The sequence below is a fragment of the Pseudomonas sp. OV226 genome, assembly GCF_003148705.1.
In the GTDB taxonomy this organism is placed as follows: domain Bacteria; phylum Pseudomonadota; class Gammaproteobacteria; order Pseudomonadales; family Pseudomonadaceae; genus Aquipseudomonas.
Genome location: NZ_QGGS01000018.1, coordinates 55,841 through 74,069, shown reverse-complemented (window position 1 = coordinate 74,069; position 18,229 = coordinate 55,841). Strand labels below are relative to the sequence as shown.

Below are 18,229 nucleotides of genomic sequence, written 5' to 3'. Positions count from 1 at the left end.
AGGGATCTCCATCATGGAAATGCCAACAGGCACGATGCCTCGTCAGTTCGGCTCGTTGAAGCTTGGTTCGCTCGGTTCGACCACCTCGTAATCGCGCTCCCAGCCTTCGTTTTCCAACTTCAGACGGGCGATGGCGACGGCGTTGGCATTGGCGTCCAGGTCCGGCAGCGACTGAAACTCGCTGACCCAGCAGCGGAACACCTTGTACGCCAGGGCTAATTGGCCGGCCTCGTTGTATAGCTCGATGATGATGTCCTTGCGAAAATCCTTGAGCGACACCTCCGCGCCCAAGCCGGAAGCGAAGTTCCAGACCTTGTTCGCCCAACGCTCGAAATCGGCATCGTGGGTCACCCCACGTTCCAGGGTGATCGCCTCGAACTCGGTGCGCCCCGGCGATTTGCGGCTGCTGCTGGGGTCACCGCCCTCGCGGTGTTTGACCACTTCAGTGGTGCGCTTGAGTGCCGATACCTTGCTGATGCCGGCGACATAGCGACCGTCCCACTTGACGCGGAATTTGAAGTTTTTGTAAGGATCGAAACGCTGGGCGTTGACCGTGAACTGAGCCATGGCATATCTCCCTGATGCAGCGATTCAGCGGCCACCCACCCGGGTGGCCGCTGCCTGGATCACACCTGAATTTGCCCAGCCAGCTGCTGGATCCTGATCACCACGAACTCCGCCGGTTTCAGCGGAGCGAAAGCCACCAGGATATTCACCACGCCGCGATTGATGTCGTCCTGGGTGGTGGTTTCACGATCGCACTTGACCAGATAGGCCTCGCGCGGCGTTTTGCCCTGGAAGGCGCCCTGGCGGAACAGGCTGTTCATGAAGGCGCCGAGGTTGAGCCGGATCTGCGCCCAGAGCGGCTCATCATTGGGCTCGAACACCACCCATTGAGTGCCGCGATACAGGCTTTCTTCCAGGAACAGGGCCAGTCGGCGCACCGGCACGTATTTGTATTCGGAGGTCATCTGGTCAGCCCCGCGCAGGGTCCGGGCTCCCCAGGACACCGCGCCGTAAACCGGAAAACTGCGCAGGCAGTTGACCCCCAGCGGGTTGAGACTGCCATTCTCGCGGTCGTTCAATTGATAGTTCAGCGCCTGTACCCCGATCAGGCTGGCTTCAGTGCCGGCCGGCGCCTTCCAGACACCACGGTCACCATCGGTGCGGGCGTAAAGCCCGGCCACGGTTCCGCAGGGTGCGCTCAGGCGCAACTTGCCGTTTTTCAGGGGATCGGCGATGTAGATCCAGGGGTAGTAGACGGCGGCGTGATCGGATTTTGGCAACGCGGTCCCGGAAACCGTCGCCACCATCTGCTGCGGATCGACAGCGGTTGGTGGCGAGTCGATCACGAAGAATGCCCGGCGTTCCTCACAGTAAGCCGCTGCATCCATCAGCACGCCGGTGTCGGTGATACCCGGCAGACAGAGGATGTTGAACAGGTCCACTTCTTCCAGGGCATACAACCCTTTGCGTGTGTCACGGTCCGCAATGAAGGCGGAATAGATATCCGCGGCGGCATAGGCTGTTTCACTGCCGCCTTGCAGGGTGACGTTCACCGGCTGGGTGGTCAGCGAGCCTGCCAGCAAATGCAGTTGGCTGGCGATGCTGTTCAGCGGCGAATCCGAGACCGCGATACTTGAGGCCGCGCCTTGGGTGCCGGTGGCCAGGACCAGGGTGCTGCCGGCCACTGCACAGGTAAAGTTGCGGTAGGCGGGATCTCCCGGTTTACGCGCACGCACCGCAGCCTGAATCCGCGCGGCGACGTCCGTCAGTTTGGCGGCCAGATTGGCGCCAGCCGCCCCCGCGTCACCAATATCGATCACATCGGAATTGCCATCGAGGCTGATGCGAAGGCCCGTGTGGGTCGCATTTGGCAGAGCATCCAGGTCGTTGGCAGCGAAGGTATCGCTCGTCAGGGTCGCAGGATCAGGCACCGGCACCGGACGGATTGCCCCGACCGCATCGACCTCCACTCCACCTGCTTCACTGGCGAGTTTGAGCGCAGCACTGGCATTGCTTTTCTGCCCGGGCAGCACCCGCACACTGGAGAATTCACCGCCGACACCGGACGTCATCAGGATCGTTTGCGTAGCGGCCGGCCGCCCACAAGTGAAGTTCTGGTAGGCCAGTTGGCTGTTCGCTTGGGCCCGGACTTTGGCCTGGATTGCACCACACAGAGAATCCAGACGCTGGGTCGGCGTACCACCGGCGATATCCGCCGGCAGCGCGATCAGCACCTTGACCGGCGGCAGATTGTTCACGCTGACCCGAAACTCGTTGTGATTGGCGTCCAGCAGGGTCGTCACATCGGCCAGACTGGCACCGCGCGAAGTGCCGGCTGCCAACCCGTCCAGTGCTGCCTGACCGACCACCCGACTCACGTTGACCAACTGAGAAACCGCATTGACCTGATCCAGCACGTAGCGGGCGTCCATCGAGTTCATTGACAGATTTTCAAAGCGTTCGGCGCGTCCATCCGAGGCGCGGATGAACGTGATGTTGAATGAGCTACCAGGGTTGATGGTGAGGTGATCCACCCGTACTTCGATACCGTTACCCGCAGCGCCTTCGTCCAGCGCTTCGACCTTCAGTACATCGATCGGGTTTGTGTTCTGCAAGGTTTTGCTGGCTGTACTGGCGTCCTTGACGATACGCACCACGTAGGCCTCGGTACCGCCGTTCTGGAAGAACTGCCGGACCGCGTAACCCATCTCGGAATCCACTGCCAAGCCGCCGAAGCGCCGCTCGTAATCGGCGAAACTGAACAGGTGCTGGGCTTTGTTGATCGGCCCGCGTGGCGCCGAACCGGCAAAGGCAGCCACCGAGGTCGCGACGCCGGTAATGGTCCGCACGCCGCTGGGAAGTTCTTCGATATAGACGCCTGGATAGCTGAGTTGGGCAGGCATGACGGATCCTTTCCGGGCTGGATGCAGGAGGTTGATGGCCAAATCCCTTCAGAGGCAGATACAACGTCGCCTCACAACCAACACAACTACATCCGAACCCATCCACTGCCCGGAAACCGTTGACGACCTGGACGCAGTTCATATTTCTTATGGGAACTGACAGCCCACGATCCGAAAGGTATGGATAGCTATAGATCGTTTTTTTTATTACGCAAATTCAAGCATTTCCATCTTTAGCTAATGGCTTATTGATATTTTTAGTTCTATAAGCACCTGAACTTAAAGGGCTGCCGCCAAAAGCCAATACCCAATAGTTATAAAGCGTCGAAGTAAAACAATAATTAACTGTAAAAGCCCAATGACTGTTTTGTTGTAACGCTAATAGCCAGACATCATTAAAATCAGCGAAGCCCCCCCACTTTCATCGCTCAGTTAAGATGTGGCTGGATGGAACTTCTCTCGCTTGAGGTTATAGTCCCGTACAGAAAAGCCCCGTACAGAAAATGATCCGGGTGACGTCAACATGAAAACGCTCACGGCCCTTTTCACCTGCTTGCATGTTGCCAGCGTATGCGCGGTCACGATCTCCTGCGCGAATGCTGCGTCACCTGCGCGCACCTTCAAGACCAGCTTCGACTGCGCCGACACAAAAGCATCCGTCGAGAGACTCATCTGCCGCGATCCGCAACTGGCGCAAATGGATATTGAACTGATGCGTCTCTATCGACTGGCGCTCACGGATGAGCATTCGGTGCCGCCCGCAAACAAAGTCATGATCGACCAGCAGTTCTGGATCGAGGCCCGCAACCAGTGTGGTTCCGGGCCGGAGTCCAAGGCATGCGTGATCCGCAGTTATGCCGAACGTGCGTATCAGCTCCGCCAAGGCTCGGCAATTGTGAGAACCAAGGATCCAGACAGACTGACCGAAGGCCCCCAGGCGTTCCGTTGTACCGGGCTTAGCGACTTGATGACTGCGACATTTTTTAATACGCAGCCAGGCGTGGTTTACCTGAAATGGGCGAACTCCTCGATCACCCTGAGCCAGGTGCAAAGTGATTTTGAAACCCGATACACCGGCAAGAATTACCAGGGGAACTACAGCTTTCGGCAAAACGAAAACGGGGTCTATTTCCAGAAGCCTGGTGCCGGGGAAGTAAGCTGTACGGCCGAGCCGGTTGGTTGAGGGCTCTGCCCGCCCCCTCCTCACCCACCCTGCATCCGGTCGCCCTCGTGCTCGATGTCCATGAGCAAGTGGTTTTCCACCCAGCGCACCGGTACCGACTCCAACTGTGCGCCCTTGCAAGGGCCGTCGATGCATTGCCCGTCGTCGAAACGGAACATAGCGCTGTGATGCGCGCACATCAGGACCTTGCCGCGATAGGTGCAAAATTCCAGTGGCCGATAATCCAGAGGCACCGAGAAATGCGGGCAGCGGTTGACGTACACCCACACCTGCTGACCTTGGCGCACTGCCACCAACCCGGCCGGATGCAGTTGCTGGTGCTGCGGCAGGCCCAGGGCGCCGCCGTCCGCGATGTCGTCGAGTTGGCACAACGTGATGGTGATCATGGTCAGCCGCGCAACTCCGGGTTGCCCAGGCTCCAGTGCCAGGGGCGAATCTGCACACTGGCGAACAGCCCGGCCTGGACATAAGGATCGTCCTGAATAAACGCTTCCACTTCAGGCAAGCTGCCCGCCTCGATGACCAGCAGCGTGCCATTCATGGACGTGCCCGCTTCATCGAGGGTCGGGCCGCCGAAGCGCACCACTACCCGATGAGCCTGGTTGGCACGTAAATGCGCCTGATGGCTAGGCCGCAAACGCTGACGCAAGGCTAGCGAGTCCGGATGGTCGGTGGCGAATACCGCAAAAAACTGGCCCATGATTCACACAATTTCCATGACAAATTCATAACACGCACGCTTGAACGGCAATTGCATATCCAGGTCGGCGGACAAGTCGTCGTGAGTGAAACGGTCTTCGTAGATCACCTGCAACGACTGTTTGACGCCAAACACCGCATCGGACTCCAGGTACGGATCATCGTGATTGAACAGGTGCGTGACCAGTTTTCGATAGCCCGGTACGTCGATCATGAAGTGCAGGTGTGCGGGCCGCCACGCGTGACGGTTGGCGGCATTGAGCATACGCCCGACCGGGCCATCGGTAGGGATCGGGTAGCACACGGGAACAATCGTGCGAATGGCGAAGTAGCCATTGGCATCGGTGCGATATCGACCGCGTAAATTGCCGAACGGCTGCTCCGTGTCCTGGCCTGAATACATCCCGTTTTCGGCGGTTTGCCACACGTCCAACACCGCGCCGGCCAGTGGGTTGCCCTGAGTGTCGACCACACGACCGCGCACCAGTGCTGTTTCGCCAGGTGTGCAGGCCATGTTTTCACCAAACTCACGCTCTGGCATGCCGTCGATGTAGAACGGCCCGAACACGGTGGTGTCGGTGGCATTGGCGGTGTGTCGATGGTTGATGGCGTCGACCAGCATCGAGACACCAAGGGTGTCCGAGAGCAGGATGAATTCCTGGCGCACCAGACCATCGCACGTGTGGCCGGTATCGGTCAGAAAGCGTATGCCTTCAAACCATTCCTGCTCGGTCAGTTCGACTTCGCTGACAAACGCGTGCAGGTGCCGAACCAGGCTTTGCATGATGTATTTGTAACGCGCGTTCGGCGCGTCCTTGAAGCTGTTCACCGCCTGCTCGGAAATCCGCAGTTCGATGGTTTTGTCTTGATCGGTCATTGTTGTTATTCCGACGAGGGAGAGTGTACGGCTAGCGCAGGCATCGGGGCCGTGGTTCGCCCCGACGCTGCCCTGATCAATCAGGCTGGTGCCTGGCCTTTCAACGCGCGGGTCAACAGCGCTTCAATCGGTCCTTGTTCAAATGGCCGGGGGTTGTAATACGGACTGGCGCAGGCGATTTGCGCCGCTTCGGCAGGGCCGTGCTCAGGCAGGCCAATGTCCCCCAGCGCCAGAGGAATGCCCAGCTTCTGGTTCAGCGCGTACAACAAAGCGCCGACCTCGCTTGCCTCGTTGCCACCCAGGGCGCGCGCGGCCCGTTGCAACGGCTGCGCTGCCGCTTTGCGGTTGTAATGCGCGGCGTGGGGCAGAACGATTGCATGGGCCTGGGCGTGCGGCAGATTGAACGTCCCGCCCAAGGTGTGGCAAAGCTTGTGGTGCAAAGCCATGCCCACCGAACCCAGGCAAATGCCCGCCAGCCACGCACCATACAACGCCTGGCTACGCGCCTCGGGATCATCGGGATCGTTAACCACGCCCGGCAATGCCAGGGCCAGCGAACGAATCGATTCTTCGGCCATGAAGCCGATGATCGGGTTGGCGTCCTGGGCGTACAGCGCCTCGACGGCGTGGGCCATGGCGTTCATGCCCGAGCAGGCGGAAATCTGCGACGGCAAAGTCAACGTCAACTGTGGGTCGTAGATCACGGTTTTGGGCAAGACCCTGGGATCACGCCCGGTTTTCTTCAGGCGATTTTCCGTCAAGCCGTAGATGGGCGTCATTTCGGAGCCGGCGTAAGTGGTCGGCACCGCCACGATGGGCAGGCCTGAATCCATGGCAATCGCCTTGCCCAGGCCAATGGTCGAACCACCGCCAATGGCCACGCAGCAATCGGCATCCAGACGTGCCGCTTCAAGACGCGCCGCTTGCGCCACTTCCAGCGGAACGTGCATCACGGCCTTGGAATAGATGCCCGCCGCGCGGTCACCGAGCAATGCCGCGACCTGTTCGCCTAACCCGTGCTGTTCCGGCGTGGTCAGGATCAGTGCACGCCGGGCGCCCAGGCGTTCGATTTCTTCAGCCAGCGTCGAGAGTTTGCCCCAACCGAACACCACACGGGTCGGCAGGCTTTGGTAAACAAATGGGTTCATGGCAGGCCTCAACGTGGGTAATACGGCGCGATTTTGGCGTCGACGTTGACCCACACCGAATGGGCTTCGGTGTAGTCGTGTATCGCTTCGAAGCCCATTTCACGGCCATAACCCGATTGGCCGACACCGCCAAACGGGCTACCAGGGTTGACGCGTTTGTAGCAGTTGATCCAGCACATGCCGGCGTGGATGGCGTCGGCCATTTTGTGCGCGCGGGCCAGGTTCTGCGTCCACAGCCCGCTGCCCAGCCCATATTCGGTGCTGTTGGCAATGGCCAGGGCTTCTTCGTCGGTGCTGAAGCGCACCACGGTGACGAAAGGCCCAAAGACTTCTTCCTGGCAGACACGATCACCGGGCCGGGCTTCGACGACGGTCGGCTCGACGTAAAAACCCTTGGCCAGGCTTTTGTCGTCCGGTGCCTTGCCGCCGACGAGGACCTTGCCGCCCTGCTCGATGGCGATATCGATATAAGCCAGGACGCGGTCGCGGTGCAGCGCCGAAGTCAGTGGCCCCATTTCGGTCTGAGGGTCCATCGGATCGCCCAGGCGAATGGATTTGGCCAGCGCGATGAATCGCTCAAGGAACGGGTCAGCAATGTCTTTATGCAGAATCAGACGCGAGCCGGCGATGCAGGCCTGGCCCTGATTGTGAAAGATTGCCCAGGCAGCGCCATTGACCGCCGCCTCCAGATTGGCGTCTTCGAAGACGATGTTGGCACCCTTCCCGCCCAGCTCCAGTTGGATGCGCTTGAGGTTGCTTGTCGACGATTCGACAATCCGTCGACCGGTCGCCGTCGAGCCGGTAAAGGCAATCTTGCCGACGTCGAGGTGTTCTGCCAGCGCTTGCCCGGCAGTATGGCCGTAGCCCGGCACCACGTTGACCACACCTTTCGGAAAGCCGACTTCTGTCATCAGCTCGACGATGCGCAGGGTCGTTAACGGCGTGATCTCCGAGGGTTTGATGACGATGGTGTTGCCCGCCGCCAGTGCCGGGCCCATTTTCCAGCTGGTGAACATCAGCGGAAAGTTCCAGGGCACGATCTGCCCCACCACGCCAATGGGCTTGCGTTGCACGTAGTTGAGGAAGCCGGCTTCAACCGGGATCACTGAACCTTCGACCTTGTCGGCCATGCCGCCGAAGTAGCGGAAGCAGGCGGCCGTGCGCGGTACGTCGAGGCCACGGGAGTCGCGGATCGGGTGGCCGGTGTTCAAGGATTCGAGCTGCGCCAGTTCTTCGCCGCACTCTTCGATCTTGTCCGCCAGTTTGAGCAACAGGCGCCCGCGCTCGGCGGCACCCAAACCCGACCAGGCTGGAAAGGCACGCTTGGCGGCGGCGACGGCGAGATCGATGTCTGCGGCTTCAGCGGCGGCGATGCGGGTGATCAACGAACCGTCATGGGGCGACAGGACGTCGATGGTTCCACCGGCGACGGCGTCAACGAAGCGGCCATCGATATAGAGCTGATTTTGCATAATTGTTTCCTCGCACCGCGCGTGTAGCGCAGTGTCTGACTCAAGGGCTGGGAGCATGGCCCGACATGACGCCGGGCAAGACACGAGGTCTTAAAACTCGATCGGGTACGGCTTGAGTTCGCCGCTCTCGTAGCGTTGCGGCAGGTTCGGCGTGGCGTTTTCCCAGACCATCAACATCGAGCGTTTGGTCGAGTAGCCCTGGTGACGTATGTCGGCGGGCATGGCGCAGATGTCACCGGCGCGCATGGTGATGCGGGCGCGTGGGTTGCCGTCATCCTTGTCACCGACATCCCAGATGATCTCGTCGGACATTTGCAGGAACCACTCGATGCGGTCATTGCCATGGAACACCGGCAGGATGAATTCTTCGGTGGTCGGGCAGAACAGGCTGGCCTTGCACACCGAGGTCACGGACGGGTTCCAGGTCACGTCGGAGCGCGACAGGTACTTGAACAGGTTGAAGGCATGCAACTCACCTTCGAAACCTTCTGCGGCGTGGACTTCAGGTTCGTCCTGAGGCACATCGATGAACTGGCGATTGACCGGAAGATCGTTGCGCAGCGGCGAATCATCCTTCAGGCCCGGCATGCGTTTGGTGGCGATGCGGGAGCGCTCGATGGCTTCAATGTTGTTGCCGTTCTTGCGACCGAAAGCGCTGCCGGTTTCTTCCGGTGCGGCGAACGGGTCAAATGTCGAGTTGGTCCAATCACGCAAAATGGCCTTGAACGTCGCCATGATCAGCGGTGTTTCAAAGTTTTCGGTGTAGTTGACCCCGGCAGCCTTGAGCGTGCCGTTGAAGGTGCCGGCATACAGATCGACCCTGCCGTAGTAATTGCGAGTGCCAATGACCTGGTCGAAGTTGACCCAGCCATAGAAAAAGCCCCAGGCCACATCGCGCATCATGGCGCGCAGGAAGGCGTCGACCGGAATCAGGTGCGAGCGGGTCTGGCCTTTGGCGGGCCAGGTGATGCGGGCGAAGTACTCGTCGCGCGACAGGTCGAAGGCGCCGAGTTTGAATGAGCAGTAGCCAGTAACGGCATGGGGTGCGCTGGCCTGGACGTCATCGTCGGCAAACAGGGCGGTATCGGCAGCGGTTTCAAGCATGGCCATGGCGGGATTCCTTTTGTTGTTGGTTTAGGCGGCTGGGCAGATCACTTGAAGCAGATGTCAGCCCACTTCTCGACTGACAGCGGGCCTTTGATGGTCTGCTGCAGGATCACGCCCGGGCGGCTGGCTTCGAAGCGATAAGCAGTGCCCACCGGCAACAGGCACTGATGGCCGCGCTTGAGCAACACGTAGCCCATGGGTTTGCCCGCCGGTACTTCGCCGGCCAGTTGCGTGCCCTCGCTGTCTTTGAGCGGCGCATCGAGCTTGAGGAAATCCACCCGCACTTCACCGTCCATGACGATGGCGAATTCGTCGTGCGCGGCGGTGTACCAAGGCGATTGACCTTCGGCGCGGATGGACTCCACGACATAGCCGAGGTTGAGGCCGACCACGACTTTTTCGTAAGGACGGGACTGTGCCGCCACTTCGAAGATGTTCGAAAAAGCGTAGTGACTGGCCTGGCCGCTGATGAGTTCAACCGACCCTTTGGTGTAGTTGTCCAGCGAGCCGAATACCGTTTCGATTGCAGCGCTACTCATGGTTTTCACCGTTTTGTTGTTGTAGTAACAGTGAGCCAACAGTACGTCGCGCCTGGCCCCGGAACAATTAGAGGACCGGCGACAACAGTGTTTGCGAAACGCAAACACTGGAGCGAGCCAAGTGCCGGTCAGCGAACCCAGCCACGCTCCAGCAAGGGTATGTCCCAGCATGGCTCATCGCCGAAGTTCTCCACCAGAAAGTCGATCAACGTGCGTACTTTCAAGGCCCGGCGCTGCGTCGCGGGGTAGACCGCGGAGAAGTTGAAGGATGACAAGGCGTACTCGGACAGCACCGGAATCAACCGGCCACTGAGCAAGTCATCGCTGGCCACCAGTGTCGGCAGGCAGACAATGCACACCCCGGTTTGTGCGTAATCGCGCAGCAAATGCACTGAATTGGAACGCACTTGGCCCGGCAGGCTCAGTTCTACTTGCTCATCTTCGCGGGTGAAGATCCAGCGGTTGCGCGACGGATAGCCCTCGTACAGGGCGATCTTGTGTTGCAGCAGCTCCTGAGGATGGGTCGGCACGCCGAACTCGCTGGCGTAATCGGGGGACACGCAGAACAATCGGCGCACACTGAACAGTTTGCGCTCGATCAGGGTTTCCGCCATAGGCGGGAACATCTGGAACGCCACATCGAAGCCTTCTTCGATGGGGTCCACCACCCGGTCGTTGACGATGACATCCACTTCAATGTCCGGATAAAGCCGCGTGAACTCGGCCAACAGTCGCCCGAAGTGACCGATGGCAAACCCTGGCAGCATTTGTACGCGCAACTTGCCGGTGGGTTTGGCCCGCAGTTCGCGCATGTGTTCGGTAAGCGAATTGAAACTCGCCACCATGTCCGCGCATTCCTTGTAATACGTCTCCCCTACCTCAGACAGCCGCACATGGCGGGTACTGCGGTGGAACAGCGGCGCATTGATGAACTGTTCGAGTTGCTGGATGCGGTGGGTGATGACTGAGCGGGTCACGCCCAATTGCTGGGCCGCCCTGGCGAAGTTGCCGGTCTCGGCAACTCGCACAAAGGCTTCGACACTGAGTAAACGATCCATGGGGCCGGCTCTCTGGATGTTTTTGTTCTTATAGGAACAGCGAGGTTAGCCTGTCGGCACCTCGCGCTCCACATCCCGGAGCCGTCTTATGGCTGGGGCCGCACGGATAACCGTCGCTGCATGGGGAAAACCTGCCAGCCCAGGCGTTCGCTGATCAGCCCCCACACGCCTTGCGGCGCCTTGAGCATCATCACCACCGCAACGGCGCCGAGAATGATCATGTACACCGCGCCGTATTGCGCCAGGCAGCCGCGCAATACGAAGTAAATCAGCGTGCCGATCAGCGGTCCTTCGAGGGTGCCGATGCCGCCGATAATCACGATGAAGATCACGACTGCCGTCCAGTCTTGCAGGTTGAACGCCGCGTCCGGTGAAATGCGCAGTTTTTGCAGGAAGATCAGTGCCCCGACCACGCCTGTGCAACCGGCGGCCAACACGTAGACCATCAGTTTGGTGCGGAATGTATCGACCCCTAGACTGCCGGACGCCGGTTCCGAATCACGAATTGACGCCAGGGCCAATCCCTGTCGCGAACGCAGCAGCAAGAACACCACTGCCACGGCGCCAATGGCGATGGCAAGCGCGGTGAAATAGATCAACGTCTCGCGCCCGTCCCGGTCATTGCCGATCTGCCGCACGATCGCCGCCGGCAGACTTTGCCCGGATCCACCGCCAAGGCTGCTCATTTGCGCCAGGCCCAGGCGAAACACTTCTGCCACCACCCAGGTACCAATGGCGAAATAGGCTCCGCGCAGACGAAACACAATCAACGCCGTGGGAATCGCCAGCAGCGCAACCGCCACGCCAGAGAGCAGCACCGCGAGCAAGGGCGGTACACCGAACTGGCTCGCCAGCATAAACAGCAGATAACCGCCGAGGCCAACGAAGGCCTGTTGCCCGACCGACACCATGCCGGCGTACCCGGCCAGCAGGTTCCACATTTGCGCCAAGGCCAGGTAGTAAGCGAACTCCACCACCAGACGAAGACTCGCGCGATCGGCCCAAAGAGGGGCACTGAGCAGCACCAATACACAGAGTCCCAGCAAGGACAGACCAATCGTGCTGCTGAGGGTCGTTCGTTGCACGCGATAACCGAGCGCGGGATTGTTCAAGGCATTCATCAATCGACACTCCGGGGAAACAGGCCACGCGGGCGCACGACCAGGATCAGCAGAAACACAAGGTGACCGGCGAGGATTTGCCAGCCGGGATCGATTTTTGCGCCCAGGGTTTGCGCTACACCAAGGATCACCCCGCCTGCCAAGGTGCCCCACAGGCTGCCCAGGCCGCCGATGATCACCGCTTCGAAACCGTACAAAAGCCGCGCCGGCCCCACGGTAGGGTCGAAACTGGTACGGATGGCCAGAAACACCCCGGCAATCGACACCACCGCCATCGCCAGCGCCATCGCAAGGCCAAAGATGTGCGCGTTGTTCACGCCCATCAGCCGTGCGGTGTGCTGGTCATCGGACGTGGCGCGAAACGCCCGCCCCAGCGAGGTTTTGTAGAACAGCAATTGCAGGCCGCCAATGATCAGCAACGCGCTGCAAAACACGATCAGCGGCATCTCGCCCACGCTCAGGCTACCGATGCCGACACTGGCCACATCAAGATCGCCTTGGGACAGTTTCTGGCTGTCGGCGCTGAAAAATTCCAGCAGCACGTTCTGCACGATGATCGACAAACCAAAGGTCACCAGCAGTGGCGGCAGAATGTCCGTGCCCAGCGTGCGGTTGAGTAATAGCCGTTGCAGCAGGTAGCCGAAACAGAACATCAGCGGCACGACGATCACCAGGCTCGCCAACGGACTGAACCCCAGATGATTGACCACCATCAGCGCCAGATAAGACGCCAGAACGATGAAGTCACCATGGGCGATATTGACCAGGCGCATGATGCCGAACATCAGCGACAGCCCCACCGCGAACATCGCGTACAGGCCACCGAGCAACATGCCTTGAAGCAAAGTATTGAGCCATTCCATCACTAGATCCCGAAGTACGCGGCTTTGATGTGTGTTTTGTCCGCATCCCCTGGCCGCCCGGTCAGGGACACGCGCCCTTCCTGGAAGCAATAGAAGCGGTCGCACACACTCAGCGCCTGATTGATGTCCTGCTCGACAAGAATCACCGTGGTGCCGTCAGCCTTGATCGACGGCAGCGCGGCATAGATGTCCTTGATCGTGGTCGGCGCCAGGCCCAGGCTGATCTCATCGCACAACAGCAAGTGCGGGTTGGCCATCAAGCCCCGGCCAATCGCGACCATTTGCTGCTGGCCACCGGACAAGGCAGTGCCGGGGCGCTTGCGCAGTTTTTCCAGCACTGGAAACAGTTGGTAGATCCTGGCCAGCGTCCACGGTCCCGGGCGTTTGCTGTAGGCACCGATCAGCAGGTTTTCCTCAACCGACAGCGAAGGAAACAGCTTTCGGCCTTCCGGCACTAAAGCGATGCCCTGCTCCAGCACCTGATTGGCCGCCAGGTCACCAATGGCCTGCCCCTTGAAGGTGATGGCACCGGGCGAGTTTTTGATCAGCCCGGCCAGCGAGCGCAAAAAAGTCGACTTGCCCGCACCGTTGGAACCGATGATCGCTACGGTTTCACCCGCCTCAAGGGTCAGGCTGATGTCGAACAGCGCTTGAAAGTCGCCGTAGCCGGCGCAGAGTTTTTCGATGGTCAGCATGCGTCAGCTCCCGATGCCCATGTAAATGTCCTGGACCCGAGGGTCGGCCATAACGCTGCGCGGTTCGCCTTCGGCCAGTTTGGCGCCGAAGTTGATCACCGTCAGACGGCTGACCACCGCCAGCAAGGCATGCACGATGTGCTCGATCCAGATGATCGCGACGCCGGACGTGTGGATGCCCTGAATGGTGTCCACCAGTTGCAGGCATTCCGGTTCGGTCAAACCACCGGCAATTTCGTCCAGCAACAACAGACGCGGCTGGGTCGACAAGGCGCGGGCCATTTCCAGGCGTTTGCGATCGAGCAAGGTCAAGGAGCCAGCCAAGGCATTGGCCTTGCGCATCAGGCCGGTCAGCTCCAGTGTTTGCGCACACCACTGACTGGCTTCCTTGTCACTGAGCCGCGCACCGAAAGTCGCGCCCACCAAAAGGTTCTCGAACACGGTCATTTTCACAAACGGGTGCGGAATCTGATGGGAGCGACCGATGCCTTGCTGGCAACGTTTGAACACCGGCTCGCGAGTGACGTTGCGACCTTCGAAATGGATCGTGCCCTTGTCGGACGCCACGCCACCGGCGATCAGGTTGAACAGCGTGCTTTTGCCCGCACCGTTCGGGCCGATGATGCCCAGCGCCTCACCCGGTTGCAGGGTCAGATTGATCGCGTCCGTGACCTTCACCGAGCCGTAGCTTTTGTGCACGTCGGTCATTTGCAGAAGTGGCTGTTGCATGCTGCCCTCGTCTCTGTTTTGCGCGATCAATACGTGATGGCCTGCATCTCGCCGCCTAGCGGAATCGCCGGGGCGTTGGCATTGCTGGTCACGATCAGGTCGTATTTGTTGTCATTGCCCAGCCGCCACTGACCGCTGACCAGTGGCGTCTTGGCCACGTTCTTCACCGGCCCGCCGTTCCAGTTGATCGGCCCGACCACGGTATTCAGATGGGTCTTGAGCAAGGCATCGCGTACTGCATGGGCGTTCCCGACTTCTTCGGTGCGCTTGAGGATGTCCACCGCCAGTTCAAACAGGGCATGCACGAACCCCAGGGGTTGCGTCCACTGCTTGCCGGTGGCCTGGGTGAAACCCTGGGCCAGCTGCCCGGCACTGGCACCGGTCAATGACGAACTGAACGGATGCGTCGGGCTCCACCAGATTTCGGTCGAGAGGTTGTTGCCCGCCTTGCCCAACGCTTCAACCGCCGTGGGAAACAGCAACGCCTTGCCTACCGATACCGCTTTTGGCTTGAAGCCTTGCTGGCGGGCCTGGGTCCAGAACGTGCTGAGGTCCGGTGGAATCACTACGCCGGTGACAATCTCGACATCGGCTTTTTTGAACGCGGCAATTTGCGCGGAGAAATCGTCCGTCAGGCTTTGAAATCGGCCGGGGTCGACCAACTGAAAACCCTTCTGCGCCAGCACCGGTGGAAAGCCGAGTTTCTGGTCGCCCCAGGCATTGCCGTCGCCGTCATTGGGGAACAGACCGCCGACCACCTTGTTGGACGGCATGGCACCCCACATTGAACTGTAAGTGCCAATCACATCTTCCAGGCCCCAGAAAAAGTGATAAGTCCACTCAAAGCCCTGGTCCGGTTTGCCACCACGGGTAAAGAACCACGGCTGCCAGGGCGCCACGGTGGAGATGCAGGGAATCTCGTTGATTTCGCATTGGTCGGACACCGGATTGGTGGTTTCCGGGGTCGATGACACCAGCATCAGATCGACTTGGTCTGACAGGATCAACTCGCTTGCCACTTCCGCCGCACGGTTGGGGTTGGACTGGCTGTCCTTGACGATGACTTCCAGGCGATAGGCCTTGCCCGCCACATTGATCGTGTTTTTCAGCACCTGCTTGAGCGATTCGATGATGTAGTTGTCGGCGGCGGCAAACGGCGCCAGCGGCCCGGTCTGCGGGCTGACATAGCCGAGCTTGATCACCCGCTCGCCGCCGATTGCAAAATTGAACGGCAGGCTGGCCAGCGCCAAGCCGCCAGCGGCAGCGCCAGTGCTGCGCAGGAAGTTGCGCCGTGAGAAGTCGCGGCCAAACAGGTTTTTATCGTTGTTGTCTGTCATGTCAGTACTCCAAAAGCCTGGACGAACAGGGTCGCCACGTGTGGCCGGGCCAGCACGCAGGGTCAGGGGTAAACGAAAGAAGTCGGTTTAGAAGAAGAAGCTGACGTCGAAGGACGCCACGACCTGCGAGTCCTGTTGCCCATCGGCGTAGGCATCGCGACCGGGACCGGAATGAATGTCGTAACGCAATTCCGGACGCAGGCGCACGTTGGGTGTCGGCGTCCAGGCCACGTTGGTGGTCACGCCGTAGAAACTGCCCCAGGTCGGGTCCGGGATGCCGGTGTTCGGGTCGATGTTGGCCATCATCACGTGGACCGGTGCGTCGGTGTAGAACCACTCGGCGCGACTGTTCCACATCAGGTTTTCGCTGAGTTTGTGATACCAGTTGATATCGGTGCCGTACCAGGTGGCATCGTTTTTGTTGGCGAACCCGGCGAAGGCGCCTTGCTCCTGTTTGCCGTAGTTCAGCTCCAGTGCCACGCGGTTGTTCGGATCGACGACGTGCGAAAGGGTCAGGTAAGACGCCAGGCGCTTGTAGTCGTCATCCTTGGTTCCGGCCGGCAGCGGTGAGCCGCAGCTGCATTCGGCGAAGCTGTCGCCGGCGCCGTTACCGTAGATGTTTTCCCAGTCGATCCAGGTGCCGAAGTCCGCCGAGCGCCAGCGCACGTTGGCGATCACATCCGGGTCATGGTTGGGGTCTTGCAGGTTGTTCCAGCCCTGCACCACGCCCAACTCGAAGCCCAGCATGCTTTCGCCGGGTGCCGAGGGCAGTTTGAAGGAGTACAACGCACCGGCATGTTTGGCCGGGCCATGCATGAAGGAATACGTGTGCGAGTAGAAGTCCGTCGGTGCCGGGGATGGCAACGCGAAGCCGATTTCGTTTTCCAGTGGCGTGTGGAATATCCCGATCATCAGGTCTGAGCCGCCAAGCACCGGGAAGTAGAAGTCGGCGTAGGCCTGGGCGATGGTGAGTGCGGGTTCTTCGGGTTTGTTGCTGCGGTTCGCGCTCAGGTCTTCGTCCCAGCCGTAGGTCTTGAAGTAGCGCGCGTCTTTGCCATACACCGTCGTGACGTTGAAACCCCAGTCAGCCTCTTGCGGCATCGGCCCCGGAAACGGCCCGACGCGGCCGATCACATTGCTCTTGGGTTTCTTTTCCACGGCCAGGGCGAACTGGTTGAGGTTCACGCCTTCATCGGTATTGAAGAAACTCTGTTTGCTGACGTCATCCGTGCCGTTGTTGTTGTAGATCACACCCACCTGGCCCCAGCCATAGACCTTGATCCCGTGTTCACGCTCAAGGCTGTCGCCGAACACCCCGCGCACCAACGAGCCCATCGGGTCGTCCGCTGCGCAAGCCAAAGAGGGAACCAGAACCCCGGCACCCAGAACGGGCGCAAGCAGGGTTGCTGCACGGACCCATGCACGAATACTCATAGCTGCCTTCCTTATTTTTATTAGGTGCCAATCCCCCGAAGGGGCATGCGGCCGAAAGCAAGCGATGACGTAACAGTGTCTGTCTTGATGAGCCCTGGCTGGAGCTCCACCCGATCGTTGGCCAATCGCGGTGTTCGGCGTAATGGAGGCTACAAGCCCACCACTCCACCAACAATTCCATTCTCGGCGACTTCAGTGTTTGCGTATTCAGAACAATCAGAGGCTCGGCACCCGGCTCTCAAGTGTGGATGTCGATGTCAGCCTCATCCATACAGGGCGCCACAGACTGGTGTGTCGACAAAGGAACACCCGGCAAAATTCGTATACCATATCTACAACTCATTCCGAACGACCGCCGCCGTGACCCAAACCAAATTCAATGCTCCAGACCTTGGCAATGCGCCTTCGACGTCGGAAATCATCACTCGCCATCTGCGGGACGCAATCGTTGCCGGGCATTTTGACGAGGACGAGCCGATTCGCCAGGACGACATCGCGCGGCAGTTCAACGTCAGCAAGATCCCGGTGCGCGAAGCGCTCAAGCGCCTGGAGGCTGAAGGCCTGGTGATGTTCCAGCGTAATCGCGGGGCGATGGTGACGCGGGTGTCCGACGCAGAACTGGCGCAGATGTTCGAAGTGCGCATGCTGCTCGAAGACAAAGTGCTGCGCCTGGCCATCCCTAACATGACCGAAGAAACCTTCGCCCGTGCCGAACGTATCTGCCAGGAATTCATCGGCGAAGATGACGTGGGACGCTGGGCCGAGCTCAATTGGGAACTGCATTCCTGCCTTTACGAACCGGCGCAACGCCCGTTTCTGGTCGGCCTGATTCGTTCGGTCAACGACAAACTGGAGCGTTACCTGCGCATGCAGATGAGCCTCTCGGCCGGCAAGGATCGCGCCGATCATGAACACCGGGAGATTTTGGCGGCCTGTCGCGCCGGCGACGTGGACCTGGCGGTGAAGCTGCTCGACGAGCACATTGCCGGGGTCTGCAAGACGCTGTTCGAGCACCTGCCGCACCATCACTAACCGCTCGCCGCACTGTGCCGATATCG

18 protein-coding genes are annotated in these 18,229 nt (G+C 59.9%); 2 read left to right on the top strand and 16 right to left on the bottom strand.

Features of this window, described 5'->3' with window-relative positions; translation table 11 throughout:
- Positions 1-42: 42 nt before the first annotated feature.
- Together C7534_RS23465 and C7534_RS23460 are read right to left on the bottom strand one after the other, a co-directional pair.
- Positions 43-567, bottom strand: coding sequence for a phage tail protein (locus tag C7534_RS23465; RefSeq protein WP_077430158.1), 525 nt, complete (start codon positions 565-567; stop codon positions 43-45).
- A gap of 59 nt (positions 568-626) precedes the next feature.
- The gene (locus C7534_RS23460; protein ID WP_109787190.1) at positions 627-2,909 is read right to left on the bottom strand and encodes a phage tail sheath family protein; all 2,283 of its coding nucleotides are present in this window, start codon (positions 2,907-2,909) and stop codon (positions 627-629) included.
- A 523-nt stretch (positions 2,910-3,432) separates the two neighbouring features.
- Here C7534_RS23460 and C7534_RS23455 point away from each other — a divergent pair.
- Complete coding sequence (locus C7534_RS23455; protein ID WP_109787189.1) at positions 3,433-4,092, top strand: lysozyme inhibitor LprI family protein; 660 nt, start codon at positions 3,433-3,435, stop codon at positions 4,090-4,092.
- 20 nt (positions 4,093-4,112) lie between these two features.
- Here C7534_RS23455 and C7534_RS23450 read toward each other — a convergent pair whose 3' ends face one another.
- From C7534_RS23450 to C7534_RS23385, 14 genes are all read right to left on the bottom strand, one after another.
- The gene (locus C7534_RS23450) at positions 4,113-4,478 is read right to left on the bottom strand and encodes a Rieske (2Fe-2S) protein (RefSeq protein ID WP_109787188.1); all 366 of its coding nucleotides are present in this window, start codon (positions 4,476-4,478) and stop codon (positions 4,113-4,115) included.
- Between the two features lie 2 nt (positions 4,479-4,480).
- Positions 4,481-4,792, bottom strand: coding sequence for a YciI family protein (locus C7534_RS23445; protein ID WP_109787187.1), 312 nt, complete (start codon positions 4,790-4,792; stop codon positions 4,481-4,483).
- A gap of 3 nt (positions 4,793-4,795) precedes the next feature.
- Entirely contained in the window at positions 4,796-5,668 is an 873-nt protein-coding gene (locus C7534_RS23440; protein ID WP_109787186.1) for a dioxygenase family protein, read from the bottom strand.
- Between the two features lie 80 nt (positions 5,669-5,748).
- Positions 5,749-6,816 (bottom strand): maleylacetate reductase, encoded by a 1,068-nt coding sequence (locus C7534_RS23435; protein WP_109787185.1) that lies wholly within the window; start codon positions 6,814-6,816, stop codon positions 5,749-5,751.
- Between the two features lie 8 nt (positions 6,817-6,824).
- Entirely contained in the window at positions 6,825-8,288 is a 1,464-nt protein-coding gene (locus C7534_RS23430) for an aldehyde dehydrogenase family protein (RefSeq protein WP_109787184.1), read from the bottom strand.
- 90 nt (positions 8,289-8,378) lie between these two features.
- Entirely contained in the window at positions 8,379-9,398 is a 1,020-nt protein-coding gene (locus C7534_RS23425) for a hydroxyquinol 1,2-dioxygenase (protein ID WP_109787183.1), read from the bottom strand.
- 41 nt (positions 9,399-9,439) lie between these two features.
- On the bottom strand, positions 9,440-9,934 hold the full coding sequence (locus C7534_RS23420) for a hydroxyquinol 1,2-dioxygenase (protein ID WP_109787234.1): 495 nt from the start codon (positions 9,932-9,934) through the stop codon (positions 9,440-9,442).
- A gap of 128 nt (positions 9,935-10,062) precedes the next feature.
- Positions 10,063-10,992, bottom strand: coding sequence for a LysR family transcriptional regulator (locus tag C7534_RS23415; protein ID WP_109787182.1), 930 nt, complete (start codon positions 10,990-10,992; stop codon positions 10,063-10,065).
- A gap of 86 nt (positions 10,993-11,078) precedes the next feature.
- Positions 11,079-12,113, bottom strand: a complete 1,035-nt coding sequence (locus tag C7534_RS23410; RefSeq protein WP_109787181.1) for a branched-chain amino acid ABC transporter permease — start codon at positions 12,111-12,113, stop codon at positions 11,079-11,081.
- Entirely contained in the window at positions 12,113-12,976 is an 864-nt protein-coding gene (locus C7534_RS23405; protein ID WP_109787180.1) for a branched-chain amino acid ABC transporter permease, read from the bottom strand. Before C7534_RS23405 ends, C7534_RS23410 begins: the two co-directional genes overlap by 1 nt.
- A 2-nt stretch (positions 12,977-12,978) precedes the next feature.
- Complete coding sequence (locus C7534_RS23400; protein ID WP_109787179.1) at positions 12,979-13,671, bottom strand: ABC transporter ATP-binding protein; 693 nt, start codon at positions 13,669-13,671, stop codon at positions 12,979-12,981.
- A gap of 3 nt (positions 13,672-13,674) precedes the next feature.
- Positions 13,675-14,400, bottom strand: a complete 726-nt coding sequence (locus C7534_RS23395) for an ABC transporter ATP-binding protein (protein ID WP_109787178.1) — start codon at positions 14,398-14,400, stop codon at positions 13,675-13,677.
- A gap of 26 nt (positions 14,401-14,426) precedes the next feature.
- Complete coding sequence (locus C7534_RS23390) at positions 14,427-15,737, bottom strand: ABC transporter substrate-binding protein (RefSeq protein WP_109787177.1); 1,311 nt, start codon at positions 15,735-15,737, stop codon at positions 14,427-14,429.
- Positions 15,738-15,824: 87 nt separating this feature from the next.
- Positions 15,825-17,171, bottom strand: a complete 1,347-nt coding sequence (locus C7534_RS23385; RefSeq protein WP_109787176.1) for an outer membrane beta-barrel protein — start codon at positions 17,169-17,171, stop codon at positions 15,825-15,827.
- Positions 17,172-17,531: 360 nt separating this feature from the next.
- Here C7534_RS23385 and C7534_RS23380 point away from each other — a divergent pair, with 360 nt between their 5' ends.
- Positions 17,532-18,203, top strand: coding sequence for a GntR family transcriptional regulator (locus C7534_RS23380; protein WP_046027847.1), 672 nt, complete (start codon positions 17,532-17,534; stop codon positions 18,201-18,203).
- The last annotated feature ends 26 nt before the right edge of the window (positions 18,204-18,229 follow it).

Excerpts from the sequence above, each read along its gene's own strand:
- C7534_RS23400 (WP_109787179.1), bottom strand. The coding sequence starts at position 13,671 with ATGCTGACCATCGAAAAACTCTGCGCCGGCTACGGCGACTTTCAAGCG.
- C7534_RS23465 (WP_077430158.1), bottom strand. The coding sequence starts at position 567 with ATGGCTCAGTTCACGGTCAACGCCCAGCGTTTCGATCCTTACAAAAAC.
- C7534_RS23390 (WP_109787177.1), bottom strand. The coding sequence starts at position 15,737 with ATGACAGACAACAACGATAAAAACCTGTTTGGCCGCGACTTCTCACGG.
- C7534_RS23450 (WP_109787188.1), bottom strand. The coding sequence starts at position 4,478 with ATGATCACCATCACGTTGTGCCAACTCGACGACATCGCGGACGGCGGC.
- C7534_RS23435 (WP_109787185.1), bottom strand. The coding sequence starts at position 6,816 with ATGAACCCATTTGTTTACCAAAGCCTGCCGACCCGTGTGGTGTTCGGT.
- C7534_RS23420 (WP_109787234.1), bottom strand. The coding sequence starts at position 9,934 with ATGAGTAGCGCTGCAATCGAAACGGTATTCGGCTCGCTGGACAACTAC.
- C7534_RS23455 (WP_109787189.1), top strand. The coding sequence starts at position 3,433 with ATGAAAACGCTCACGGCCCTTTTCACCTGCTTGCATGTTGCCAGCGTA.
- C7534_RS23385 (WP_109787176.1), bottom strand. The coding sequence starts at position 17,171 with ATGAGTATTCGTGCATGGGTCCGTGCAGCAACCCTGCTTGCGCCCGTT.
- C7534_RS23460 (WP_109787190.1), bottom strand. The coding sequence starts at position 2,909 with ATGCCTGCCCAACTCAGCTATCCAGGCGTCTATATCGAAGAACTTCCC.
- C7534_RS23410 (WP_109787181.1), bottom strand. The coding sequence starts at position 12,113 with ATGAATGCCTTGAACAATCCCGCGCTCGGTTATCGCGTGCAACGAACG.
- C7534_RS23445 (WP_109787187.1), bottom strand. The coding sequence starts at position 4,792 with ATGGGCCAGTTTTTTGCGGTATTCGCCACCGACCATCCGGACTCGCTA.
- C7534_RS23425 (WP_109787183.1), bottom strand. The coding sequence starts at position 9,398 with ATGGCCATGCTTGAAACCGCTGCCGATACCGCCCTGTTTGCCGACGAT.
- C7534_RS23430 (WP_109787184.1), bottom strand. The coding sequence starts at position 8,288 with ATGCAAAATCAGCTCTATATCGATGGCCGCTTCGTTGACGCCGTCGCC.
- C7534_RS23440 (WP_109787186.1), bottom strand. The coding sequence starts at position 5,668 with ATGACCGATCAAGACAAAACCATCGAACTGCGGATTTCCGAGCAGGCG.
- C7534_RS23415 (WP_109787182.1), bottom strand. The coding sequence starts at position 10,992 with ATGGATCGTTTACTCAGTGTCGAAGCCTTTGTGCGAGTTGCCGAGACC.
- C7534_RS23405 (WP_109787180.1), bottom strand. The coding sequence starts at position 12,976 with ATGGAATGGCTCAATACTTTGCTTCAAGGCATGTTGCTCGGTGGCCTG.
- C7534_RS23395 (WP_109787178.1), bottom strand. The coding sequence starts at position 14,400 with ATGCAACAGCCACTTCTGCAAATGACCGACGTGCACAAAAGCTACGGC.